The organism is Streptomyces sp. NPDC004658, assembly GCF_040609555.1.
Lineage (GTDB): Bacteria > Actinomycetota > Actinomycetes > Streptomycetales > Streptomycetaceae > Streptomyces.
Genome location: NZ_JBEXKG010000059.1, coordinates 19,601 through 43,837 on the forward strand (window position 1 = coordinate 19,601; position 24,237 = coordinate 43,837).

Genomic DNA, 24,237 nt, shown 5'->3' on the forward strand with positions numbered 1-24,237 from the left:
GCGGCCGGGCACGACGAAGGCCGGTGACGGGAGGGGGGTTCGTCACCGGCCTTCTGTCATGTGCCCGTTACGGGATCACGAGCAGTTCTGCCCGCGGTTGATGCAGTTGGCGATCTTGTTGGCCAGACCGTTCTTCGTGACGCTGATGAAGTCGTCGTGGTCCGTGGCCGCCTTGTGCAGCTGCTCCGGGAACCCGTCCACCGCGTAGGCGTTCTTCACCTGGCCGTTCTGGACGGTGGGCGGCGTGATGTTGTACACCAGGCGCATCGTCAGCTGCGGGATCGCCTTGAAGCCGTTCTGGCAGTTGCCGTTGGCGTCGGCGAACGCGACGTGCGTGCGGTGGTTGGCGCTGTCGACGTTCTGGCCGTCCCAGCAGCTCTGGAAGGCGAACGTGCGCACCACCTTGCTGCCCTGCGGGCAGATCGGGTACTGCGTGGTCAGCTGGACCTTGTTCTCGAAGCCGGTGCAGCTCCAGTGCGCGTTGGCGTTGGCCAGACCGTTGGTGGTGGTCTTGGCGTCACCGGTGATGATCCGCAGGAACTGCGGCATCGCCACGACCTTGCTCCGCGGGCTGCCCACGTACTTGATCTGCGCCTGCACCGGGGTCAGGATGCGGCCGACGTTGCCCTCCTTGCCACCGCCGTCTGCGTTCTGGTCGAAGTCCTGGGTGCCGTCCTGGACGCGGACGACCGGCCAGTAGTACGACGACAGGTCGCTCTGGTTCTGGCAGCTGGTGCCGGCCTGGAGGAACGTCTGGTTGCTGGAGAAGGCGTTGACCTTCTGGTTGCCGACGTAGTCGTGCAGGTGGTGCGCGCCGTTGGCCACACCGGGCGCCACGATCACGTTGTCGGTGTTGTGGTTCTTGTTGGCGTTCACACCGCAGCGCGTGGTGAAGGTGCCGGTCGAGGCGTTGCGGCCGGCGCGCGGCTTGGCCTTGACGTTCGGCTGGACCTTGGTGATGTCCACGAAGTCGGCCGCGACCGGGCCGTTGCCGGCCTGCCCGCCGATGTTGCCCTGCTGGCCGTTCTGCCCCTGCTGCTGGCCCCCGTTCTGCTGCTGACCGCCCTGCTGCTGGCCGCCGTTCTGCTGCTGACCGCCCTGCTGCTGGCCGCCGTTCTGCTGCTGGCCACCGGCGGTGGTCTGGTTGGCGTTCTGCGCCGTGCAGGTGGCCAGGGTGTCCAGGCTGCTGGGAGCGGTGCCGCCGACGCGGGTGATCTCCAGCCTGATCCGGTCGAGGATCGCCTTCCGTCGGTCCTGGAGCGGCTGCAGGATGGAGTTCTGCACGAAACTCGCGTCCCTGGCCTGCGCGTCGCGCGTGGTCGCCAGACGCTGGTAGGCGTCGGTGATCTGGCGGTCGAGGTTGGCCAGTTCCCCGGCGACCTCGGTGCGGGCCTGCGCCGGCACGTTGGTGAGCTTCTGGCCCACGTCCGGGCAGGAGATGGTCGCGACCTGCGCCGTCGCGGCCTTCGTCTGGTTGCCTCCCCACGACTGGTTGTCCGACTCGTGAGCCGAGGCGTAGAAGTTCGCCCAGATCAGCCCGCCCCCACCGAGCGCTAGGGCCGCCGATGCGGCTATGGCCTTGGTGGCCAGCGGCGTACGGCGTTTTCGTGTGTTGCGTCCCATGGAACTCCTCTGACTTCCTTGCGGGGCAGCATCGAGGCGCCCGACAGGAGTGAAGCGGCGCCCCTACATACGGACGCCGTCCCAGAGGTGTTCACCGGTCTCACAAATTCCTCGCAGGAACACGGGAGTTGGCAGGTCGCCGCGTACCCCGCGGTTTTCGGCGGCTAGTCACGGCCGAGGCGCACGGGCACCTCCTGGTGTCCGTTGGAGATGAACGACTCCAGTGGGCGCAGTTCGTCGGCGGGGACGGCGAGCCGGAGGGTGGGGAAGCGTTCGAAGAGGGCGGAGAGGGCGATGGTCGCCTCCAGGCGGGCGAGCTGGGCGCCCAGGCAGTAGTGCACGCCGTGGCCGAAGGAGAGATGCTCGCTCCGGGTGGCCCGGGTGACGTCGAAGCGGTCGGCGTCCGAGCCGTGGACGTCGGGGTCCCGGCCGGCGGCGGCGTAGGAGATCATGATCGCGTCACCGCGGGGGATGGTGACCCCGCCGATCTCCAGGTCGTCCACCGCGTACCGGAGCACGGAGTGTGCGCCGGGGGCGTCCAGACGCAGGGATTCGTCGACGACGTCGTCCCAGGTAGCCCGTCCGGAGCGGACGAGGCCGAGTTGGCCGGGGTGGGTGAGGAGCCGGGTGACGGCGTTGTCGAGGAGGTTGACCGTGGTCTCGTATCCGGCGGTCAGCAACAGGATGAGGTTGTCGGCGAGTTCCTTCTCGCTCATCGGGCCGCCCTGGTCGTCGCGGGATGCGACCAGGTCGGTGGTCAGGTCGTCGCCGGGGGACCGCCGCTTGAGGGCCACGAGGTCGTTCATGGCCGTGTAGAGGCGGGTGATGTTGCCCAGTGCCTCCTCCTTGGACGAGGTGGTGGCGAAGAAGCCCTTGATGATGTGGAGCAGTTCCCCCCGGGCGGTCTCGGGCACGCCGAAGAGTTCCGAGACGACGCTGCTGGGCAGCGGGTGGGCGAAGTGCTCCCGGAGGTCCACAAAGGTCCCCGGCGGGCCGGCGGTGAGGCGGTCGGCCAGGCGGTCCAGGAGCTCGCCGACGATCTTCTCGATACGGGGGCGCAGGGCGTGCACACGGCGGATGCCGAACGCGCCGGCCACGGGGCGGCGCAGGCGGGTGTGCTCGGGGCCGTAGGCGGTGACCATGTTCTGTACGGAGACCCAGATCGACAACGGCCAGTCGGCGGTGACCTCGCCGTCGGTCCAGGCCGGCCAGTGCCGGTAGGCGTCCTTGGAGACGCGCGGGTCGAGCAGGAGTCGCCGGATCAGGTCGGCGCTGGTGACGGACCAGGCGGGTACGCCGCCGGGGAGTTCCACCCGGGTCACCGGACCGCGGGCGCGCAGGTGGCGGATCTCGCCCTGGATGTCGCTGCCGGTGGGGTCGATCGCGAACGGGCAGCCGGCGGGCTGCTGTGGGGCGGTGTGGGCGTGCGTGGGCTGCATGGGTGTGTCCGTTTCTCGAGGAGGAGCGTCCTGAAGGCGAAGGCCGTGAGGACGAAGAACGCGAAGGCGGCGAACGCGAAGGCGGAGAACGTGAGGAGGGGGGGCGCAGGGGCGTGAGAGAGCCGGGGACGACCCGACCCCGGCCGGGACGCCCCGGCCACGGGCCGAAGCAGCCCTGTCAGCGGGCGAAAGGCTGCCCTCTTGGGCTACTTCGGCCGCGACCTCATGCCGTAGCCGTCGGCGAGAGCACGTCGGTGTCGATCAGGTGCCGGCGGTACCACGGTGCGCAGGCCGCGAAGTGCTCCGTCATCGCCGGGCCCGGTGTGACGCCGGCGAGCTTCCAGAGCGGGGCGCTGTCGAACCACTGGTCCACCCCCAGCTGGGCGAGCCTGCGTGCCAGCGGTGCCTCGCCGGCGGCGGTGAGCTGCTCCAGGGCGGCGGACGGGGCCATGTCGCCCCGCGGCAGGGGAAGGTCCAGGTGCCGGCACAGCACGGTGACGAGATCGCGCAGGCTGACCGGGGCGGGGTGGGCCGGGTGCAGGACGGCGGAGGCGGGGAGCGGGTCCGGCCGGGTGGCCAGGGCCGCCGTGACGCGCGCCAGGTCGTCGACGGAGATCAGCGACAGCCTGGCCCGGCCGCCGTTGATCCAGTGCGGCAGCCGCGTGATCAGGCGGACCACGGCGGGGACGAACCAGCGGTCGCCGGCGCCGTACACGAGGTGGGGGCGCAGGACGACACCGCCCGCGGTGAGGACGCTGCGGTCGCCCGCCTGGCGGGAGGCGCTGAGGACCGAGAGCGGGCGCACCGGTGGCCGTGCCTCGCCGCGGTGCGGGCCCAGGCCGTAGACGGCCGCGGTACCGAGCCGGACGATGCGCCGGACGCCGCTGTGCCGGGCCGCGGCGACCAGCGACGCGGTGCCCGTGGCGTTGACGGCCTGCGCGGTCACCGAGTCCTCCGTGATCGCCGAGGCCAGGTGCAGAACCGTTTCCACACCGGTGCAGGCGGCGCGCAGGACGACGGGGTCGGTGACACTGCCGCGGACGGTCTCGGACCGGGCGGCGCAGCACCGCGGCACGTCGGTGCGGTGCGCCAGCAGGCGCAGCCGCGGGCGCGCCGGGTGGTCGCGCAGACGGTGGACGACCCGGTGCCCGACGAAGCCGGTCGCGCCGGTGACCAGGATGGTGGGAGGGACGTCGGTCATCGGCGCCTCGCGGGGAGGAACCGATCGCGCCGGTTTGCGAAAGAGACAAGACAGTCTGTGACCCGACGGCCGGACACTGCTTGGTTGTTGCATAGACTGTCAGCACCTGCTCGGCGTGAAGGGGAGGGGCGCGAACAGGGATCAGGCGGATGCTGTGCCGGTCGGCCGATGCCGTCGGCCGTGAGGAAGTACGTCACGGAATCGGTTCCTTTGCGGAAGGGGAATCGTGATCGTGGACGTTGCGGTGCGCTGCGCCGGCGGGTGTCGGCGGTGTGTGCCGGAGGCCGACGCCCCCGGACGGGTGACGTCGGCACACGGGCGTGCGGACGAACCGCGGGACGGGACAGGCAGCGGTCGACGAGGTCGGGAACGCGCTCGGCTGCCCGTGAGAAAACGCGGAGTACGGTGCGGGCGGTCAGGCTGGTACGGCGGTGCCGTCGAGCAGTGCCGCGAACACCAGACGGCCGTTCTGGCGGGCGGTGATCTCCATCGCCGGCCGCTGGGCCCCGTCGGAGGGCCTGGTGCGGGACTCGATCCAGCACGGGGCGTCGTACTCGACGTAGCCGAGGAAGCACACCTTGGCCGAGGTGTGGTGGTAGACGGCCGGGGCCACGGTGGCGTTGGCGGCCTGGAGCGCCGCCTCCAGCAGCACCATGCCCGGGAAGTGGTCGTTGCGGTGGTCGAACAGGGTCGGATGGCCGAAGTCGGCCCGCAGTTGCCACCGTCCCGCGATGCCGCCCGTCGTGGACGCCGGCTGCGGGGCCGGGGCGAGGAGCACGTCCATCGGTCTGGCGCGGCCGACCCGGCCGGGCGGTACGGGATCCGGTTGGACGGGAGGCGGATCCGCCCGAAGGCGGTCGCCGCGCAGTCTTCGGTATGCGGCAGGGCTGATGATGTCGAACCGGCCGCCGCCCTCGCCCACGACGACGCCGTCGCGGCGCACTGTCATCCGGCAGGTCATGCCGCCGAGCAGCCGGCCCCGGTGGCGGAAGTCCGAGCAGACGGCCTCGACCTCCACGCGCCGTGGTTCCCCGGCCGGCGCGGCGGGACGCGGTCTGCTGTACTCCATGTCCCACATGATGAAGTGGTGGCCGAGCGGTACCCCGTAGGCCGCGTGGGCGAGGAGCAGACCGCACTGCCGGATGGTCTCGGCCAGCAGTGTCGCCGCTCCCTTACCGGCCTCCCCTGTGTAGAAAGGGTGGTCTTGAGGCCAGTCCACGCTGATCAGATAGCGGTTTTCGGTCAGAGTCCGCCAGGCGACCGGCAGAACGTCCGGCAGTTTCGAGCGGTGTACGAGCTCTTTTGCGACCGGACAATCACCCTCATCCTGCGATATGTCCGGTCTTGTGGTTGCAGGTCTCAGCCCTTTTCGGGCAGCCGTGACTGTCACCTGCATGCCTTCCCCCCTAGGTATGCGGAATTCGTGCTCTGGTTCTGCACCGAGCGGACGTAACATACGTGTAGGCCAGTATGTTGCTCAACCGATTGTCTCACATAGTGAGATAAACAGGCTGTTACGGCTGGCTCACTGCACGGAACGACAGGTCAGGCGCCCGGAGGTACAACCATGGCGACGCACGAACGCGGACTCGCGACCCGACGAATGATCCTGGAAGCGGCCGGCTCCGTCTTCGCCGAACGCGGGTACAGCGCCGCGACGGTCGCCGACGTCCTCAACCGGCTGAACCTCACACGCGGAGCGGTCTACTTCCACTTCTCCTCCAAGGAGGAGCTGGCCAGGACCGTCCTCGCCAGTCAGGCGGACATCCGCACCGTGGACCGGCACATCAAACTCCAGGAGCTCATCGACCTGGGCCTCGTTTTCGCGTGTCAATTGACACGTGACCCCGTCCTCCAGGGCAGCGTCCGGCTGTCGCTGGAACTGGACTCCGTGGGCCTCGACCGTCGGCTGCCGTTCCAGAGCTGGGTCGACCGCAACCTGCTGATCCTGCGGGAAGCCAAGGAGCGGGGCGAGCTGCGGCCGCACGTGGACGTGCAGGAGACGGCCGAACTGCTGTGCGCGGGATTCACCGGCGTACAGATGTTCTCGCAGGTCATGAGCGGTTGGAAGGACCTGGAGGAGCGGGTGCGGGCGCTGCTGCGCAACGTCCTGCCCAACATCGCGGAGCCCGCGATCCTGGTGCAGCTCGACCTGAGCGAGGACCGCGGGACCAAGGTCGGCGCGGAACTGGCCGCTCTCGCGGCGGCCGAGGAGGACCGCGCGGACGAAGCGAAGAGCGCCGACTGAGCCCCTCCTCGTACCACCGGAGCCCGCTCCTCGGAGTGGGCTCCTTGTGCTGCCCGCGAGCTGTCCAGGTGCTGCCCACCGGATGCGGACCCAGAGCATCCGGATGAACGATCGGCCGGGCCGCATCCGGAGCCATGCCGTCCGGATATCGGTCACCCCCGGCCGATCCGGACCTGAATCATCCGGATATCGATCAGCCGAGGTCATCCGGACCAGCGTCATCCGGATGCCGGACCTCACAACGGATCCGCGGCTGGGTCACACCCTCCGCCTGCCGGACCTCGGCGCTCCGGATTCCGGCTAGCCCATCCGGCCGATGGCCGCCGGGAGCAGGTTCCATACATCCCTGACGGTCGTTTCGGTGAGCCACTGGTCGTTCCACCGGTACAGAAACGCCAGCCCCACCGTCACCGCGACGATCGCCCGGGCCGCCGACCTGGCCGAGCCGGCCCGGGCGAAGGGGTTGCCCTTCTCCGCGGCGAGGACCGCGTCACGGACGTACAGCTCCCATTGCTCGATCAGGTTCACGGTGGACTTGCGGTCCCGGTCGCACCCCAGGAGCACCCCGGCCCGGAAGGTGACGTCCGTGCGGTACAGCTCCGCGAGGCTCTGCACCGAATCGGTCAACCGCTGCCCCCCGGCCGCCGGGCCACCGGCCGTGACCTGCGCGAACCTCTCGGCCGCCGCGTCCTCCACCGCTTCCGCAAGCGCTTCCTTGCTGGGGAAGTGGAAGTAGAGGGCGCCGCGGCTGACGCCCACGTCGGCGGCGATGGTGGCCAACTTGGCTCTCTCGTAGCCCTCCTGGTCGAAGACCGCCGCGGCCGAGCCGATCAGCAGGGAACGGGTCCTGGCCGCCTTCTCTCTCATGGCGACTCCTCACATGCGTGCGAGTGATGTGCGACGTCGGCGTCCCATGCAGGCGTCTGGAGGCGAATCTAACAAACGTGTCGGTATCTGGAACTCCCTTATGCTGCTTCTGAACCCCGAAACCGGCCCACCTGCCAGCTGTTACTCGCGGGTACACCCCATTTGTCCGCATCTTTGGCAAGCGATTGCGCCAACTTGGCGCACGAGGAGGGCGTACCGAAGCGCGTTGACATTCATGCGTGTCGGTTTGTAGGCTCGCAAGCGTTCGATCGGCTTTCGGCGTGGCCTTCACGCGGGAACGGGGGGTGTCGAATGAGACAGCCGAGTGTGCTCCGGCACACCACACACGATGTACATCACCGACATAGGGCTTCCGGTACCCAGCGGAACCTGTCGGCGGAGATCCCGGGCCGCACGCCATGGCGTGTGCTCGTGGTGGAGAGCGACGCCCACGCCGCACGCGGGATCGCCCAGCGCCTGCGGCGCCAGGGCTGCGACGTGGTCAGCGTGGACAGCGGCGGCAAGGCGCTGTCCATGTTCGAATGCGCCGATCTGGTCCTGCTCGACCTGGAGTTGGCGGATCTGGACGGACTCGACGTGTGCGCCGCGATCCGCGCGGCGGGGGACACACCGATCATCGCGTTCACCCGCCGGCGCAGCAACCTGGACCAGGTGCTGGTCCTGGAGGCGGGGGCCGACGACTGCCTGATGAAGCCGTACGACCTGCGGGAACTGACCGCCCGGATCGGCGCGGTGATGCGCCGCAGTCTGCGGCAGGCCGGGGCGCTGGACGTCATGGAGTGGGGGCCGCTGCGCATCGATGTGAAACTGCGGGAGGTGACCCTGCGCGATGAGCGCGTGGAGTGCACGCGCAAGGAGTTCGACCTGCTGTTGCTGCTCGCCTCGCAGCCCGGACGGGTGGTGTCGCGGCGCCGGGTGATGAGCCAGGTGTGGGGAGACCACTGGTCGCCGCCCAGCCGCACCATCGACACCCATGTGGCGAGCCTGCGCCGCAAACTCGGCCCCGACGAGTGGATCACCACGGTCCGGGGGGTCGGCTTCTGCTTCGAACCGGACGACGTCCGCTGATTCCCTGATCTTTCTTCGTTGCTGCTCCTGCCGGGGTGCCGTGCTCACCCGGTGTCTTTCATCTGCTCATCGTCGGCGAGTTCTCCGCGTTCCGCGGAGAGGTTTCCGTCTGCCTTCTGGGAGGGTTTTCGTGGGGATTCTCGCGAACAAGAGTGCGCTTGTCACGGGTGCGAGCCGTGGCATCGGGCGGGCGATCGCCGAACGGCTGGGCCGGGAAGGCGCGTTGGTGGCCGTGCATTACGGGCACAGCGCCGCGGCCGCCCATGAGGTGGTGGAGTCGATCCGGTCGGCGGGTGGCCGGGCCTTCGCCGTGCAGGCCGAACTCGGCTGGCCCACGGCGGCGGACGAGCTGTACCGGAACCTCGCACCGCAATTGACGAACCTGCACGGCAAGGTGGAGCTCGACATTCTGGTGAACAACGCCGGAGTGATGGACACCGCCCCGCTGGGCCGCATCAGCAACCAGGATTTCAAGGACGTCTACGCCGTCAACGCGAAGGCGCCGGTGTTCCTCACGCAGCGGCTCCTCCCGCACATTCCCGACGGCGGCCGCATCCTCAACATCTCCTCACCCCTCACCCGGATCGCCCAGCCCAACCAGCTGGTGCACGCCATGAGCAAGGGGGCGTTGGAGCAGCTCACGCTGCATCTGGCGCAGTTGCTGGGCCCGCGCGGCATCACCGTGAACAGTGTGCGGCCCGGGTTCACCGACAACGGCGGGCCGGTCTTCAAGAACCCGGAGACCGTCAAGGTCCTCGAAGCGCTGAACGCGTTCGGCCGGGTCGGCCGGCCGGCGGACGTGGCCGATGTCGTGACGTTTCTCGCTTCGGAAGAGGCCCGCTGGGTGACGGGCTCGATTCTCGACGCAACGGGCGGCACTTTGCTCGGCTGAGCGAAGCGGTCTGAACCGTCTTTCCGACGGCGGAAGTTCACCCATTCATGAGGAAGGAAGTCCCGTGGGGAGTCTCGCGAACAAGAACGCACTTGTGACGGGTGCGAGCCGGGGTATCGGGCGGGCGGTCGCCGAACGGCTCGGCCGTGAAGGTGCGCTGGTGGCCGTGCATTACGGCCATGACGCGGCGGCGGCCCGCGGTGTCGTCACGTCGATCCGGGAATCCGGCGGGCAGGCCTTCGCGGTACGGGCCGAACTGGCCATGCCGAGCGCCTCCGAGGAGCTGAGCGCGGGACTTCTCCCGGCGCTCAAGGAACATTCGGGCCGGGCCGAGATCGACATTCTGGTGAACAACGCGGGGATCACCGGCGGCACGGCCTTCGACCGGACCTCACAGGACGTCTTCCACCGGGTGACCGCGGTGAACGCGAAGGCTCCCCTGTTCATTCTGCAGCGACTGCTGCCGCACATCCCCGACGGTGCCCGCATCGTCAACATCACGTCGGCGCTGACCCGTTCGGCCAACCCCGACGAGATCGTCTACGCCATGAGCAAAGGCGCGCTGGAGCAGCTCACCCTGCACCTGGCCCAGCTGCTCGGCCCGCGCGGCATCACCGTCAACAGCGTCGTCCCGGGCAGCGGCGGGCAGGCCTCCGCGGTCTTCTCCCGCGCCTCCGCCCTCGGCCGGGCCGGCCGGCCGCAGGACGTCGCCGACGTGGTCGCCTTCCTCGCCTCCGAAGACGCCCGCTGGATCACCGGCACCTCGGTCGACGCGACCGGTGGCGCGCTCCTCGGCCGCTGACGGCCGCCCTCCTCACAGCCTGCGAAAGGAACCACCGCCATGTCCGATCTCACCGCCGAGCGCGTCGGCGCCGCCTGGGCCTCCCTCGGCACCGGGGACCGCGCGCAGATCGCCCAGTACTGGGACGAGAACCTGCGCTTCGAGGTGCCCGGCCTGCACGCCTACTCCGGCTGGTACGAGGGCCTGGACGCCTTCCTCGGATTCTTCGGGAACATGGGCCGGCTCTCCGGCGGCACCATGCGCGGCCAGAACATCACCGTCCTGGTCGACGCCGAGGCCGGCTTCTCCGTCGACGTCAACCGGGTCTCGGCGGTGCGCGCCGGGGCCGCCGAGGACAGCACCTCCCCCTACGACCGCTTCGACATCGACGCCCTGCACCTGCTGCGCTGGGAGAACGGCCGCATCGTGGAGGGCCGCTGGAGCGTGCTGGGCGCCGGGGCCGAGACCACCGCGCTGTGGTGGTCGCCCCGCAACGCCGACGGCTCCCGGCGCGAGGTCGTCTGACCCGCCCGGACCGGACCCCGGTACGCCCGTGTGCGCCAGCGGACGCCACGGCCGTACCGGAACCGGGTGCCGGTGCGGTGCGGCGGACGTGGGGACGGCCCGCCGTACCGCACCGCACCCCGCTGACACCCCGCCGGCCCACTCGGCCGGGTGCGCACCCTTCCCCGGACCACTTCCCCCCTTCGGAGGAACCCCATGTCTGATGCACCTCTCCGGGTCGCCCTGGTGATCGGCAGCACCCGCGCCACGCGCTTCGGCCCCACCATCGCCCGCTGGTTCGCCGAGCAGGCCGGGCAGAACGAGGACATCGCGCTGGACGTCGTCGACCTCGCCGACTTCCCGCTGCCGGTGGCCGTCACCGACACCCCGGAGCCCGCGGACGCGGCCACCGCCGCGGCCCTGAGCAACCGGCTGGACGCGGCCGAGGCCTTCGTCGTCCTCACGCCCGAGTACAACCACAGCTTCCCGGCGCCGCTGAAGGTCGCGATCGACTGGAACTACACCCAGTGGCAGGCCAAGCCCATCGGCTTCGTCTCCTACGGCGGCCTGTCCGGCGGTCTGCGGGCCGTGGAGCAGCTGCGCCAGGTCTACGCCGAGATGCACGCCGTCACGCTGCGCGACACGGTCAGCTTCCACGGTGCCGCCGCCACGTTCGACGCCGACGGCAACCCCAAGGACCCGACCGGCTGCTCCGCCGCCGCCAAGACCATGCTCGACCAGCTCGTGTGGTGGGGCACCGCCCTGCGCGAGGGTCGCGCCAAGCGGCCGTACCGGGCCTGAGCCGCCCGGGGCCGGGCGCGGCCGGACCGCGCCCGCCCCTCGCCGGCCCCCGCCTCTCCGTTCCGTTCACGAAATGAGTACAGCCATGACCGGGATGCTTCTCGCTCCCCGCACCACCCCGGACACCCTCGTGTCCGCCGCACGGGCCGCCCGTGCGCTCGCGGGCCGTGACGCGGCCCGGGCAGACCGTGACCGACGGCTCTCCGGAGAGGTGGTGGACGCGCTCGTCGAGGCCGGCTTCGCCCGGGCGCTCGTCCCGGCCCGCCACGGGGGCGAGACCACGGACTTCGCCACCCTCACCGAGGCGGTCGCCACGGTCGGCGAGGGCTGCGCCTCCGCCGCCTGGACCGGCTCACTGCTGGCCTACACCGCGCGGTTCGCCGCCTACCTGCCCGCCGAGGGCCAGGCCGAGATCTGGGCGGACGGGCCCGACACCCGGCTGGTCAGCTCCCTGGTCTCACCGTCCGCCACGGCCACGCCCGCCGACGGCGGCTGGCGGCTGGCGGGCGCCTGGACCTACGCCAGCGGGGTGGAGTTCTCCGACTGGGCGCTGGTGATGGCCCCGGCGGCAAACGCGGACGGACAGCAGGAGGCGCGCTTCTTCGCCGTACCGCGGTCCGCGTACCGGATCGAGGAGACGTGGGACAGCGTCGGGATGCGGGCGACCGGGAGCCACACCCTGGTCGTCGAGGAGACGTTCGTCCCCGCGCGCCGGACCTTCCTCATGGACGACGTGTTCGCCGGCCGGAACGCCGGCTCGGACGAACCGCGGCACGCCCAGCCGCTGTTCGCGGTCAACGGCCTCACCTTCGCCGGGCCGGTCCTCGGCGCCGCCCGCGGCGCACTGGGGCTGTCGGCCCGCGCGGCGGCCGGCCGGTCGGCCCGCGGCACCGAGCCGAGCGAGACCCAGCTGATCGGGCACGCCCGCGCGGCCGGTGAGATCGACGCGGCCGGTCTGCTGCTGGCCCGGGCCGCGGCGGCCGTGGACGCGGCGGTGGCCGACGAGGCCGTCGTCGTCCGCAACCGCCGGGACTGCGCCCTGGCCACCCGGCTGCTGACCGGTGCCGTGGACGCCCTCTTCCGGGCCGGCGGCACCCGCAGCCAGTCGGCCGGCGACCCCCTCCAGCGCGTCTGGCGGGACGCCAACTCCGCCGCCAGCCACATGGTGCTGCAGTTCGAGCCCGCGGCGCTGGCCTTCGCGCGCGGCACGCTGACCACCGACTGAGCCGGGACGGAACCCCATGACGACCACGCCACCCGCCGTCGAGGACGGGCTGCTGTTCCACGACACCTTCCAGGACGGCTTCACCACCACCGGCCCCGCCGCCGGCTGGCACACCCAGGACGTCGCCGGTGTACCGGGCGGTGACGGCATCGCCCGGACCAGCGCCTTCGGCCTCTCGGTCATACCCACCGGCGTCAACCCCCGCACCGGCGCGCCCGCGTTCGTGTCCACGACCGGCCAGCAGGCCGACGGCGGCGAGGGCACCCGGGACCACGTCAAGTGGACGGCGTTCGCCCACCGCACCGCGTGCACCGGCTTCCCCGGCTTCGACGTGCCCGACGACGGCGCGCTCGAGTGCGGCGCGACCCTCGCGGTGAGCACCTACGGCACCGAGGACCACCCCTTCGGCGCCGCGGTCACCGACCCCCGGGCCGACCCCCGGCTGGGCTGCGGCGCGCTGATCGCCGCCGACGTGGAGACCGCCTCGATCTTCGGTTTCTTCGTCACCGCCACCCGGGTGTACGCCAACTACGAGCGGCTGCGGCTGCCCGGCACCGGGTACGCGGCCTACACGTACGCCGTCCCGGTGGCCGACCGCTCCCCCGGGGACCTCGTCACGCTGGGCGTCACGCTCGACCGGTCCCGCGGCACGGCCCGCTGGACGGTCGGCGGACGCGAGGTGCTCGTCGTGGACCGCGTCGGGCACCCGGTCCTGGACCGCCGGCACCTGCTGCTGGACCACGCCGGCGAGCCGGAGGACCTCTCCCCGCGCCAACTCGTCCCCGGCCTCGGCATGTTCACGCTGCTGGACGGCGCCCTGGACGCCGACGGCACCGCGCTGGTGCGCATCGACTCGGCACCCGCCCACTACGTCCATCCACGCTCCGGCGCGCCCTGGCCGCAGACGTTCCTCGACGAACGGAGCACCGCGGCCCACCGGCTGTGGGGCCAGGGCGTCGGGCTGACCGTGCGGGACGTCCGGGTCACCGCCACCGGCACCGGGCGCTGACCGCCCGGCACCACGCTCCGCCATCCCCCTCCTGTAGAGAAGGAACTCGTTGTGAACGCAGTAACGCCCGCCAAGGCGGGCCGGCGTGAGTGGTTCGGTCTGGCCGTCCTGTGCCTGCCCGCGCTGCTCACCACCATGGACCTCACCCTGCTGTTCATGGCCGTCCCCAAACTGACGGCCGACCTCCACCCCAGCAGCACCCAGCTGCTGTGGAGCAGCGACATCTACGGCTTCCTCATCGCCGGCTTCCTGATCACCATGGGCACGCTCGGCGAGCGCATCGGCCGGCGCCGGCTGCTGCTGATCGGCGCCGTGTTCTTCGGTGTCGCCTCGGTGCTCACGGCCGAGGCCAACAGCCCGGAGATGCTGATCGCCGCCCGCGCGCTGCTCGGCGTCTCGGCGGCCACGCTGGCCCCGTCCACGCTGTCGCTGCTGCGCAGCATGTTCCGGGACCCGAAGGAGAGCACGACCGCCGTCACCATCTGGACGACGTCCTTCATGGTCGGCGGGGTCGTCGGCCCGATCGCCGGCGGTCTGCTGCTGGACCACTTCTGGTGGGGCGCGCCCTTCCTGATGGCCGTCCCGGTGATGGTGCTGCTGCTGGTGACCGGCCCCATCCTGCTGCCCGAGTACAAGGACCCCTCCGGTGCCAAGCTGGACCTGCTGAGCGTGGGGCTGTCGCTGGCGGCGATCCTGCCGGCCATGTACGGCGTCAAGGAGCTGGCCCGCAACGGTTTCGAGGCGCTGCCCGCGGTGAGCCTCGCGGCCGGAGTGGTCTTCGGTGTGGTCTTCGTGCTGCGCCAGCGCGGCCTGGCCGCTCCGCTGATGGACCTCTCCCTGTTCCGGCGGGCCGCGTTCTCGGTGTCCGTCGGCACCCTGCTGCTGACCACCGGCCTGATGATGGGCATCCAGTACCTGCTGGCCACCTACATGCAGATCGTGCTGGGCATGTCGCCGGCCGAGGCGGGCCTGTGGCAGCTTCCGGTCATCATCCCGGGCATGGTCGCCGCCGTCGTGGCCACCGGCCTCGCCGGCAAGCACGGGGCGCCGCCGGTCCTGATCGGCGGCCTGGTCATCGGCTCCGTCGGCTTCGGCATCCTCACCCAGCTCGACGGCGACTCCGGCACGGCCATGGTCGTCGTCTCGTCCGCGGTCATGTTCATCGGCCTGGCGCCGGTGATGGCCCTCGGCATCGGCACGATCGTCTCGGCCGCCCCCGTGGAGCGCGCCGGTGCCGCGTCGGCGCTGGCGTCCACCACCAACGAGCTCGGCGGCGCGGTCGGCATCGCCCTGGTCGGCAGCCTCGCCACCGCCGTCTACGGCTCCACCCTCGACGACAAGCTGCCCTCCGGGGTGCCCGGCCCGGTGCACGAGGCCGCCCGCAACGGCCTCGCCGAGGCCGCCGCGGTCACCGGCGGGCTGCCGGCCCGGGTCGGCGCGCGGCTCGACGCCGTCGCCCACGACGCCTTCGCCCACGGCATGGCGATCGCCTCGTACGTCTCCATCGGCGTGCTGCTCACCATGGCCGCCCTGGTCGCCGTGCTGCTGCGCAAGAGCCTGCCGGCTCCGGCCGCCGGTCAGCCGGAGCCGGAGCACGCCGGCGCCGCCGACGGCGAGACGGTCCCGGCCGCCTGACGGCGCGCCCAGCCCGCACCCGACGGTTCCGGCAACGACGACAGGGGGTCACCGTGACCAGAATCAGTGTCAAGGACCAGTACTACACGCTGGTCAACATCTTCGAGACCACGCCCGAGCACCAGCACCGGCTGATCGACATCTGGCAGAGCCTCGGCCCCGCCGACGAGCGCACCGGGCTCGTGTCGGTCAACGCCCACCTCAGCCATGACGGCCACTGCGTCATCAGCTACATCCAGTGGCGGGACAAGGCCTCCTGGGAGGGCATCCTCGGGGACCCGGGCCGCCAGGAGCGGTTCAAGGAGGTCATGACCTTCGCGACGTTCGACAGCATCCACTGCGAGGTGGTCTACACCCAGCGCAACCCCGCGCTCGGTGAGCCCACCGTCGAACTCGCCGAGGACCAGGACGTCTTCACCGTCGTCGAGGTCGCCCGCACCCGCTCCCGCGCGCAGCAGCAGGCGCTGCTCGACGCGGTGACCGGACCCGACGCGGCGCTCGACGCGACACCGGGCTACATATCGCACAGCGTGCACCGGGACTTCGAGGGCGAGGCCGTCGTCAGCTACTCGCAGTGGCAGAGCGAGGAGGCCTACCGGGCCTTCCGCGCCGACCGCGAGGCGCAGGGCGGGCAGCCCGCGCTGCCGGACGGCGTCGACGTACGCGAGTACACGCTGAAGATCGCCTACATCACGGAGACGACGCAGATCTGACGCGGCTCCGACGGCGCAGGGCCGTCGGAGGCGCGCCCGCAGACCCTTCCGCGGGTGTCCCGCCACCGCTCCCCGGGCGGTGTGCCGGACGCACACGGGAGTGAACCGCCCGCACCGCACCCCGTTGGGAGGTGACATCCATGACCGACGCCGCGCTGAACGCCGCCCTGGAGGAGGTTCTCGCCTCGTTCTCGGCCGAGAACGAGCTGACGGAGAGCGAGTTCGAGCTCGCCCTGGGCAACGAGACCTGGTAACCGCCCGGTTCCCCTTCCCCCCGGCCCTCGCTGCCCCGCAGCGGGGGCCGGCCTCTTGACCCGACCGGAACGTGAGGAGCGCGCCGTGACCTCTGGTGCCCTGGCACCCCGCCCCGCCTGGCCGCAGGAACCGACCCTCGCCTGGCGGCCCGCCGCCCGCGGAGTCGTGCTCTGCGCCCGGCCCCACGACCACACCGACTGCCTGGGACCCGAAGCCGTGCCCCGGGCCGTCGACATCAGCCCGCCCGCACCCGGCTACGACCACCTGTGCGGGCTGCGGCCCCTGCTCGACCTCCTGCTGCCCGCCGTACGCGCCGCCCGGCCCGAGGCGCTGGAACGGCACGCCGAGGTCCTCGCGCTGCTCACCCGGCGGGAGGAGGCGGACGAGGGCGGGTACGGGCGGTTCGTGCCCGTCTCCGAGACCGCCGCGCTCGGCACGACCCGGCGGATCAGCCGGGAGTCGCACACGACGGCCGGGTGGATCGACCGGGCGGCCCGCTTCCTCGCCGACGCCCTGCCCGCCCTCGGCGAGGACCGGCGGCTCCTCGTCGCCCACGCCGTCGACCGCTGGGACCGGCTCTCGCTCCGGATCCTCTACCGGGCCGTGCTGATCGCGGACCAGCAGGGCCGGCCCGTGACCGTACGCGGCCTGCTGCGGGGCGGCGGCACCCTGTTCCTGGAACGCCTCGCCGAGCAGCGGGCCGTCCGGGTGTGCGGGCAGCTCCCGCCGGCCGCGGAGGCCGCGCCCGAGACAGCCGGGCCGGCGGCCGGGGTGTGGCGGCCGGGCGGTGCGCGCAGTCCCCTGCGGGCCATCGGCGACGCCATCGCGCTGCAGAACTTCGAGCGGGCCGATCTGCTGATCGCCGCCCATCTGCGGGCCGTACGGGCGGCGGGGGACCGGCCCGACGACGAGGCCGACCTCGTCCGCCTCCAGGCCATCTCGGCCGCGCAGACCGGGCGGATCGACACGGCGATCGCCAGGCTGGAGCAGTCCCTGACGCTGGCCGAACGGCCAGAGCTCAGGGCGCACCTGAACTACCTCCTCGCCCTGCTGGTCACCAAGCGCAAGGACGACACCGAGGCGGCGCGTACCCACTACCGGCGCGGCCTGGAGTGTCTGGACGCCCCCGGCGCCGACGCCCCGGCCGAACGGGCCTGGATCCTCAACGGGCTGGCGCTGGCGGCGGCCATCGACGCCCGGGAGACCGAGCACGCCGAGCGGCGCGAGGCACTGTTCCAAGAGGCGTTCGACCTGGAGTTCGCCGCGTTCCGGCTGGTCCGCGACCTGCCCGGGGACAGCGCCTTCTACCTGCGCTACAACCTCAGCCACAACCTGGCCTTCCTGCTCCAGATCACCGGCCGGCACCAGCAGGCCGAGGAGTTCCTGCGCTCGGTGTCGTCGACGATGCTCAGCACCGGCCGGCAGGACTTCTTCGTCCTGCACCACTACGCGATCGCCGTGCTCCAGCTGCGCCGCGGCAGCCACGAGCAGGCCGCGGCCACCTTCGCCGCGGCCGTCCGCGTCGCCGGGGCGCTGCGCGACTCCTTCCACGTGGAGAAGCTGCTCGCCGCGGCGGCGTACACGGATCTGCGCCGCGGTGACCACGCCGGGGCCGCCCGCCACTACCGCGACGCCGCCCGCACCGCGCGCCGCCTGTGCGACGAGGAGGCCTTTGCCCAGGACCTGGCCGGGCTGCTGTGGGCGCTCACCCTCGGCGACACCCGCTGGGACGGGCACACCCTGGCGGCGGCCCGCATCTGGTACCCGCAGGCCGCCGGCGCCCACGACCGGGGCGCGGACCGCGCCGAGCTGACCGAGGCCCTCACCCGGGCCGGTGCGCGGGTCGCCCCGCCGTCCGCCAAGCTCCCCTCCTATCTGCCCGCCGTGGACCTGGAGGGGCGGCCGGGCCGGGACCTGAACCGGTTCCTGGCCGGCATCACGGCCCAGGAGAACCCGGGCACCCTGGTGGCGTCCCGATGACCGCGCTGCCCCGGCTGACCCCACGTCAGGCCGACGCGATGGCCGACCGCTTCCTCGACCACTGCCGGACCACGGGCGTGCTGGCACCCGACGCTCCCGCCGCCCCCTGGACCGGCTTCCACGCGCTGCGGGACCGCCTCCGGGCCGGCTTCCACGTCCCCACCACCACCCTGACCCCCCTCGCGGCCCGGGTGCTGTACGGCCTGGCGGCGGCCCACCGCCCGGCCGCCGTCGCGACCCTGGGCTGCTTCGCGGGCAACCTCATGGCCTGGGTCACCGGGCCGGGCTTCGGCCCCGGCCCCCGCTACCCGGGGGAGCGCGCCCTGGGAGTCGACGTCGACGCCGACGCGGTGCGCCTGGCCTCCGGCAACCTGCGGCGCGCGGGGTTCGCGCCGGGTGCCCGGGCGGTCGTGGCGGACGCCTTCGACGCCGCCGGACTGAGCGCGGGCGCCACCTGGGACCTGCTGCTCATCGACATCGACGTACCCGGCGCCCGCAAGTCCGGCTACGCCCGGCTGCTGGAGCGCTGGCTGCCGCATCTCGCACCGGGCGCGCTGGTGATCGCCCACGACGTCTGCCACCCGGTCTTCGCCTGGGACCTGCGCGACTACGCCGCGTTCGTCACGGACCGGGGTGCCGTCGCGACCACCACCCTCCCGGTCGACGACTGCGGCCTGGAGGTCACCCGCTGGCCGGGCTGAGCCCCACGGCACGTTCCCGACGCCTTCCCCGCCACCGGCCGCGCCCCGGGCGCGGCCGGTGGCGTCTCCGGCCCGCCGCATGTTTACACGCAATTCATCAGAGGAAACCATTCCGCAGCCCCGTCGGCTCTTCCCGGAATCACCTCACATAAACCTGACACAACTTCGCACAGACCTCACGCTGTCACCCCTGGACGCCCTTGTCCGGGGATGCCCGCGCAGCGAAGTATGAAGTCGGCATCCGGAGGCAGAGAACAGCGCACCGCCGCATCCGATGGCCATTCGTTTCCGCATACGGCTGCACGCGTTTTTCCGCATACAGCTGCACGCACAGTGCTTTTCCAGAATTCCCTGAAGACGGCCGAGGAGAGTGGCATGGACGCCGAAGTCATAGTCGTCGGAGCCGGTCCGGCGGGACTCATGCTGGCCGGCGAACTGCGGCTCGCCGGGGTCGACGTGATCCTGCTCGAAAAGCTCGCCGAACGCACCGGCGAGTCCCGCGGACTGGGCTTCACCGCCCGGACGATGGAGGTCTTCGCCCAGCGCGGCCTGCTCTCCCGGTTCGGGGAGATCGAGGTCAGCGACCAGGGGCACTTCGGCGGACTGCCCGTCGACTTCAGCATCCTCGACGGGGCCCACCAGGCCGCGAAGACCGTCCCGCAGTCCCACACCGAGGCCGTGCTGGAGCAGTGGGTCACCGACCTCGGCACGGACGTCCGCCGCCGACACGAGGTGCTCTCCGTCAAGGACGACGGGGACAGCGTGCTGGTGGAGGTGCGCGGCCCCGAGGGCGTCACCCGGCTGCGCACGCAGTACCTGGTCGGCTGCGACGGCGGGCGCAGCAAGGTCCGCAAGGCGGCCGGCTTCGACTTCCCCGGCACCGCCGCCACGCTGGAGATGTACCTCGCGGACGTGCGCGGCCTCGATCTGGAGCCGCGCATGATCGGCGAGACGCTGCCCGGCGGCATGGTCATGGTCGGCCCGCTGCCCGGCGGCATCACCCGCCTGATCGTCTGCGAGCGCGGCACGCCCCCCAAGCGGCGTACCGAGCCGCCGACGTACCAGGAGGTGGCGGCGGCCTGGAAGCGGCTGACCGGCGTCGACATCAGCCACGGCGAGCCGGTGTGGGTCAGCGCCTTCGGCGACGCCACCCGCCAGGTCACCGAGTACCGCCGCGGCCGGATCCTGCTCGCCGGGGACTCCGCGCACATCCACCTGCCGGCCGGCGGCCAGGGCATGAACACCAGCATCCAGGACGCCGTCAACCTCGGCTGGAAGCTGGCGGCCGTGGTCCGGGGCCGCGCCCCGGAACCGCTGCTGGACACCTACCACGACGAACGCCACCCGGTGGGCCGGCGCCTGCTGATGAACACCCGGGCCCAGGGGCTGCTCTTCCTCAGCGGCGAGGAGGTCCAGCCGGTCCGGGACGTGCTCACCGAGCTGATCCGCTACCCGGAGGTCTCCCGCCACCTGGCCGGCATGGTCAGCGGGCTGGAGATCCACTACGACGTCGGCACCGGCACGCACCCGCTGCTGGGCCGGCGGCTGCCGCGGCTGGAGCTGGCGCTGCCCGCCACCAGCCGGCCCACCACCGGCTTCGACCTGCTCACCCCGGGCCGCGGAGTGCTGCTCGACCTGGCGGACACCGCCGTGCTGCGGCGGCGCGCCGAGCCGTGGGCCGACCGCGTCGACATCGTCACGGCCCGCCCCACCGGTATCGGCGCGGACAGCCCGCTGGCGGGCACGGCCGCGCTGCTGGTCCGCCCCGACGGCTATGTCGCCTGGGCCGCCCCGGGCAGTCACCACGACCTTCCCATGGCGCTGGAGCGCTGGTTCGGCCCGTCCCGCGCGGGCCGGCTGTCCTGACGCGGCGAACCGGCTGTCCTGACGAAAAGGAGAAGTAGGAAAACCATGCACAGCACCCTGATCGTCGCCCGGATGGAACCCGGTGCGCGCTATGACGTCGCCCGGTTTTTCCAGCAGTTCGACGAAACCGAAATGCCGCACATCATGGGCACTCGGCGGCGCGAGCTGTTCCTCTACAAGGGCCTTTACTTCCACCTCCAGGAATTCGACACGGACAATGGTGGCGAGCTCATCGAGGAGGCGAAGACCGACCCGCGTTTCGTGAAGATCAGCGAGGACCTCAAGCCGTACATCGAGGCCTACGACCCGGCCACCTGGCGCTCGCCCGCGGACGCCATGGCCAAGTCCTTCTACCGCTGGGAAGCGGCCAAGTGACCGGCCGTCGAGTCGCCATCACCGGCATCGGAGTGCTCGCGCCGGGCGGGATCGGCGCCAAGAACTTCTGGAGCCTGCTCAGCGACGGGCGGACGTCGACGCGGCGCATCACCTTCTTCGACCCGTCGCCGTTCCGCTCCCGGGTCGCCGCCGAGATCGACTTCGATCCCGAGGAGCACGGGCTGAGCCCGCAGGAGATCCGCCGGATGGACCGGGCCGCGCAGCTCGCGGTCGTGGCGACCCGCGAGGCCGTCGCCGACAGCGGCATCGACCTCACGCGGCTCGACCCGTACCGCACCGGTGTCACCATCGGCAGCGCGGTCGGCGCCACGACCGGTCTCGACCAGGAGTACCGCGTGGTCAGCGACGGCGGCCGGCTCGGCCTGGTCGACCACGAGTACGCGGTGCCGCACCTGTACAACTACTTCGTCCCCAGCTCGTTCGCCGCCGAGGTCGCCTGGGCGGTGGGTGCCGAGGGCCCCTCCACGGTCGTGTCCACCGGCTGCACGTCCGGCATCGACTCGGTCGGCCACGCCGTGGACGTCATCCGCGAGGGCAGCGCCGACGTGATGATCGCCGGCAGCTCGGACGCGCCGATCTCCCCGATCACGGTCGCCTGCTTCGACGCGATCAAGGCGACCACGCCCCGCAACGACGACCCCGAGCACGCCTCCCGGCCCTTCGACGGCACCCGCAACGGTTTCGTCCTGGGCGAGGGCGCGGCGGTGTTCGTCCTGGAGGAGCTGGAGCGCGCCCGCAGCCGCGGAGCGCACATCTACGCGGAGATCGCCGGCTACGCCTCCCGCTGCAACGCCTTCCACATGACGGGCCTGCGCCCCGACGGCGCCGAGATGGCCGAGGCGATCTCGGTCGCCCTGAACGAGGCCCGGACCAACCCTGAGTCCGTCGACTACGTCAACGCGCACGGCTCCGGCACCAAGCAGAACGACCGGCACGAGACCGCGGCGTTCAAGCGCAGCCTCGGCGAGCACGCCTACCGGACCCCCGTCAGCTCCATCAAGTCGATGGTGGGCCACTCCCTGGGCGCGATCGGCTCCATCGAGATCGCCGCCTCCGCCCTCGCCATGGAGCACGGCGTCGTCCCGCCCACCGCCAACCTGCACACCCCGGACCCGGAGTGCGACCTCGACTACGTGCCGCTCACGGCCCGTGAGTGGCGCACCGACACGGTCCTGACCGTCGGCAGCGGCTTCGGCGGTTTCCAGAGCGCCATGGTGCTGGCCCGACCCGACAGGAGCATCGCATGACGACCCCGGTAGTGGTCACGGGCCTGGGCGTCGCCGCTCCCAACGGCCTGGGCACGAAGGACTTCTGGACGGCGGCCGTCCAGGGCGAGAGCGGCATCGGCCCGGTGACCCGCTTCGTCCCGGACCAGTACCCCGCGCGTCTGGCGGGCGAGGTGCCCGGCTTCGTCGCCGAGGACCACCTGCCCGGCCGGCTGCTGCCCCAGACCGACCACATGACCCGGCTGGCGCTGGTCGCGACGGACTGGGCGCTCGAGGACGCCGGGGTCGACCCGAAGGAACTGCCCGCCTACGGCATGGGCGTGGTCACCGCCAGCTCCTCCGGCGGCTTCGAGTTCGGTCAGAACGAGCTGCAGAAGCTGTGGAGCAAGGGCGGCCAGTACGTCAGCGCCTACCAGTCGTTCGCCTGGTTCTACGCCGTCAACACCGGCCAGATCTCCATCCGCAACGGCATGAAGGGCCCGAGCGGAGTCGTCGTGAGCGACCAGGCGGGCGGCCTGGACGCCCTCGCGCAGGCCCGCCGGCAGATCCGCAAGGGCACGCAGCTCATCGTCTCCGGTGCCGTCGACGCCTCGATCTGCCCCTGGGGCTGGGTGGCCCAGCTGGCCGGCGGCCGGCTCAGCACGCGGGACGACGCGGAGTCGGCGTACCTGCCCTTCGACCCGCGCGCGGCCGGGCACGTGCCCGGCGAGGGCGGCGCGATCCTGATCCTGGAGGACCTGGCCGCGGCCCGCGCCCGGAACGCCCGGGTCTACGGTGAGATCGCGGGCTACGGCGCCACCTTCGACCCGCGGCCGGGCAGCGGCCGGGAGCCCGGCCTGCGCCAGGCGATCCGCGCCGCCCTCGCCGACGCCGGCCTCGAACCCGGCGACATCGACGTGGTGTTCGCCGACGCGGCGGCCGTGCCGGAGCTGGACCGGGTGGAGGCCGACGCGCTCACCGAGGTGTTCGGGCCGCGCGGGGTGCCGGTGACGGCACCGAAGACGATGACCGGGCGCCTCTACTCGGGCGCCGCCCCCTTGGACGTGGCCGCCGCCCTGCTGGCGATCCAGGACGGGGTCATCCCGCCCACGACCCACGTCGAAGCCGCCGCCGAATACCAGCTGGACCTCGTGACCGGCACCGCACGCCCGGCCCCGGTACGGGCCGCGCTGGTCGTCGCCCGCGGCCACGGCGGCTTCAACTCGGCCGCCGTCGTCCGCGCCGTCGACTGACCCGCACCGGCTCGCCGGCCTGACCGACCCCGACCCGACCCCACACACCCTCAGCAACGGAGAAAACCCATGTCCCACAAGCCGTTCACCCTGGACGACCTGCGCCGCATCCTGCTGGAGAGCGCCGGCGCCGAGGAGGGCATCGACCTCTACGGCGACATCGACGACACCGAGTTCGAGGCGCTGGGTTACGAGTCGCTGGCGCTGCTGGAGGCCGGCGGGCGCATCGAGCGCGAGTTCGGCGTCAGCCTCGACGACGTCGACCTCACCGACATCAGCACCCCGCGCGCCCTCGTCGCCGCCGTCAACGGGCTGCTCCCGGTCGACGCCGCCGCCTGACCCGACTCCGCCGGACCGGCCCGACCCCCGACGGGCCGACGCCGGGCGGGCCGGGCCGGAACCCCCTCCGGACCGGCCCGCCGCGGGGCCGCGTGCCGGCGCCCCCCCCCCCCCCAACCCCCCCCCCCCCCCATTTTGCCCCATGGGGCCCACCAAAAACCGCGATAACCCCCGGGCGGCCCAGAAACCCGCGCCCCCCCCGCGCGACGCCGCCG

Annotated in this window: 22 protein-coding genes; 17 read left to right on the forward strand and 5 right to left on the reverse strand. The window is 71.9% G+C overall.

Translation table 11 applies throughout. The features are described from left to right. Positions 1-75: 75 nt before the first annotated feature. The 4 genes from ABZV94_RS21055 to ABZV94_RS21070 form a co-directional block, all read right to left on the reverse strand. Positions 76-1,623 carry a DUF1996 domain-containing protein gene (locus ABZV94_RS21055; RefSeq protein WP_356342270.1) on the reverse strand — a complete coding sequence of 516 codons (1,548 nt, stop codon included), beginning with the start codon at positions 1,621-1,623 and terminating at the stop codon, positions 76-78. Between the two features lie 164 nt (positions 1,624-1,787). After that, entirely contained in the window at positions 1,788-3,062 is a 1,275-nt protein-coding gene (locus ABZV94_RS21060; RefSeq protein WP_356342272.1) for a cytochrome P450, read from the reverse strand. Positions 3,063-3,285: 223 nt separating this feature from the next. Next, on the reverse strand, positions 3,286-4,263 hold the full coding sequence (locus ABZV94_RS21065) for an NAD(P)-dependent oxidoreductase (protein WP_356342275.1): 978 nt from the start codon (positions 4,261-4,263) through the stop codon (positions 3,286-3,288). A gap of 415 nt (positions 4,264-4,678) precedes the next feature. Continuing rightward, on the reverse strand, positions 4,679-5,719 hold the full coding sequence (locus ABZV94_RS21070; protein ID WP_356342277.1) for a ScbA/BarX family gamma-butyrolactone biosynthesis protein: 1,041 nt from the start codon (positions 5,717-5,719) through the stop codon (positions 4,679-4,681). A gap of 111 nt (positions 5,720-5,830) precedes the next feature. Between ABZV94_RS21070 and ABZV94_RS21075 the strand changes: the two genes are divergently transcribed. Beyond that, the gene (locus ABZV94_RS21075) at positions 5,831-6,511 is read left to right on the forward strand and encodes a ScbR family autoregulator-binding transcription factor (RefSeq protein WP_356342278.1); all 681 of its coding nucleotides are present in this window, start codon (positions 5,831-5,833) and stop codon (positions 6,509-6,511) included. Between the two features lie 300 nt (positions 6,512-6,811). Here ABZV94_RS21075 and ABZV94_RS21080 read toward each other — a convergent pair whose 3' ends face one another. After that, positions 6,812-7,378 carry a TetR family transcriptional regulator gene (locus tag ABZV94_RS21080; RefSeq protein WP_356342279.1) on the reverse strand — a complete coding sequence of 189 codons (567 nt, stop codon included), beginning with the start codon at positions 7,376-7,378 and terminating at the stop codon, positions 6,812-6,814. Positions 7,379-7,810: 432 nt separating this feature from the next. Between ABZV94_RS21080 and ABZV94_RS21085 the strand changes: the two genes are divergently transcribed. From ABZV94_RS21085 to ABZV94_RS21160, 16 genes are all read left to right on the forward strand, one after another. Beyond that, positions 7,811-8,467 (forward strand): response regulator transcription factor, encoded by a 657-nt coding sequence (locus ABZV94_RS21085; protein WP_356342281.1) that lies wholly within the window; start codon positions 7,811-7,813, stop codon positions 8,465-8,467. Between the two features lie 130 nt (positions 8,468-8,597). Continuing rightward, the gene (locus tag ABZV94_RS21090) at positions 8,598-9,359 is read left to right on the forward strand and encodes an SDR family oxidoreductase (protein ID WP_356342283.1); all 762 of its coding nucleotides are present in this window, start codon (positions 8,598-8,600) and stop codon (positions 9,357-9,359) included. Between the two features lie 64 nt (positions 9,360-9,423). Further along, complete coding sequence (locus tag ABZV94_RS21095) at positions 9,424-10,161, forward strand: SDR family oxidoreductase (RefSeq protein ID WP_356342286.1); 738 nt, start codon at positions 9,424-9,426, stop codon at positions 10,159-10,161. Positions 10,162-10,200: 39 nt separating this feature from the next. Beyond that, positions 10,201-10,665, forward strand: a complete 465-nt coding sequence (locus tag ABZV94_RS21100) for a nuclear transport factor 2 family protein (RefSeq protein ID WP_356342288.1) — start codon at positions 10,201-10,203, stop codon at positions 10,663-10,665. 195 nt (positions 10,666-10,860) lie between these two features. Then, positions 10,861-11,445 carry an NAD(P)H-dependent oxidoreductase gene (locus ABZV94_RS21105; protein WP_356342289.1) on the forward strand — a complete coding sequence of 195 codons (585 nt, stop codon included), beginning with the start codon at positions 10,861-10,863 and terminating at the stop codon, positions 11,443-11,445. A gap of 85 nt (positions 11,446-11,530) precedes the next feature. Then, positions 11,531-12,670: an acyl-CoA dehydrogenase family protein gene (locus ABZV94_RS21110; RefSeq protein WP_356342291.1), complete on the forward strand. Its 1,140-nt coding sequence runs from the start codon at positions 11,531-11,533 to the stop codon at positions 12,668-12,670. 16 nt (positions 12,671-12,686) lie between these two features. After that, positions 12,687-13,679 (forward strand): DUF6081 family protein, encoded by a 993-nt coding sequence (locus ABZV94_RS21115; protein WP_356342293.1) that lies wholly within the window; start codon positions 12,687-12,689, stop codon positions 13,677-13,679. 51 nt (positions 13,680-13,730) lie between these two features. Beyond that, positions 13,731-15,314, forward strand: coding sequence for an MFS transporter (locus ABZV94_RS21120; protein WP_356342295.1), 1,584 nt, complete (start codon positions 13,731-13,733; stop codon positions 15,312-15,314). 53 nt (positions 15,315-15,367) lie between these two features. After that, complete coding sequence (locus tag ABZV94_RS21125) at positions 15,368-16,027, forward strand: antibiotic biosynthesis monooxygenase (protein WP_356342297.1); 660 nt, start codon at positions 15,368-15,370, stop codon at positions 16,025-16,027. Between the two features lie 339 nt (positions 16,028-16,366). Further along, positions 16,367-18,262 (forward strand): hypothetical protein, encoded by a 1,896-nt coding sequence (locus ABZV94_RS21130; RefSeq protein ID WP_356342300.1) that lies wholly within the window; start codon positions 16,367-16,369, stop codon positions 18,260-18,262. Further along, positions 18,259-18,963 carry a class I SAM-dependent methyltransferase gene (locus tag ABZV94_RS21135; protein ID WP_356342302.1) on the forward strand — a complete coding sequence of 235 codons (705 nt, stop codon included), beginning with the start codon at positions 18,259-18,261 and terminating at the stop codon, positions 18,961-18,963. The genes ABZV94_RS21130 and ABZV94_RS21135 overlap by 4 nt, the downstream gene beginning before the upstream one ends. A 375-nt stretch (positions 18,964-19,338) precedes the next feature. Next, entirely contained in the window at positions 19,339-20,829 is a 1,491-nt protein-coding gene (locus ABZV94_RS21140) for an FAD-dependent monooxygenase (protein WP_356342304.1), read from the forward strand. Between the two features lie 45 nt (positions 20,830-20,874). Next, on the forward strand, positions 20,875-21,204 hold the full coding sequence (locus tag ABZV94_RS21145) for a TcmI family type II polyketide cyclase (protein ID WP_356342306.1): 330 nt from the start codon (positions 20,875-20,877) through the stop codon (positions 21,202-21,204). After that, on the forward strand, positions 21,201-22,472 hold the full coding sequence (locus ABZV94_RS21150) for a beta-ketoacyl-[acyl-carrier-protein] synthase family protein (protein ID WP_356342309.1): 1,272 nt from the start codon (positions 21,201-21,203) through the stop codon (positions 22,470-22,472). The genes ABZV94_RS21145 and ABZV94_RS21150 overlap by 4 nt, the downstream gene beginning before the upstream one ends. Continuing rightward, complete coding sequence (locus ABZV94_RS21155; RefSeq protein ID WP_356342311.1) at positions 22,469-23,683, forward strand: ketosynthase chain-length factor; 1,215 nt, start codon at positions 22,469-22,471, stop codon at positions 23,681-23,683. Before ABZV94_RS21150 ends, ABZV94_RS21155 begins: the two co-directional genes overlap by 4 nt. 69 nt (positions 23,684-23,752) lie before the next feature. Then, positions 23,753-24,022 carry an acyl carrier protein gene (locus tag ABZV94_RS21160; protein WP_356342312.1) on the forward strand — a complete coding sequence of 90 codons (270 nt, stop codon included), beginning with the start codon at positions 23,753-23,755 and terminating at the stop codon, positions 24,020-24,022. Positions 24,023-24,237: the final 215 nt, after the last annotated feature.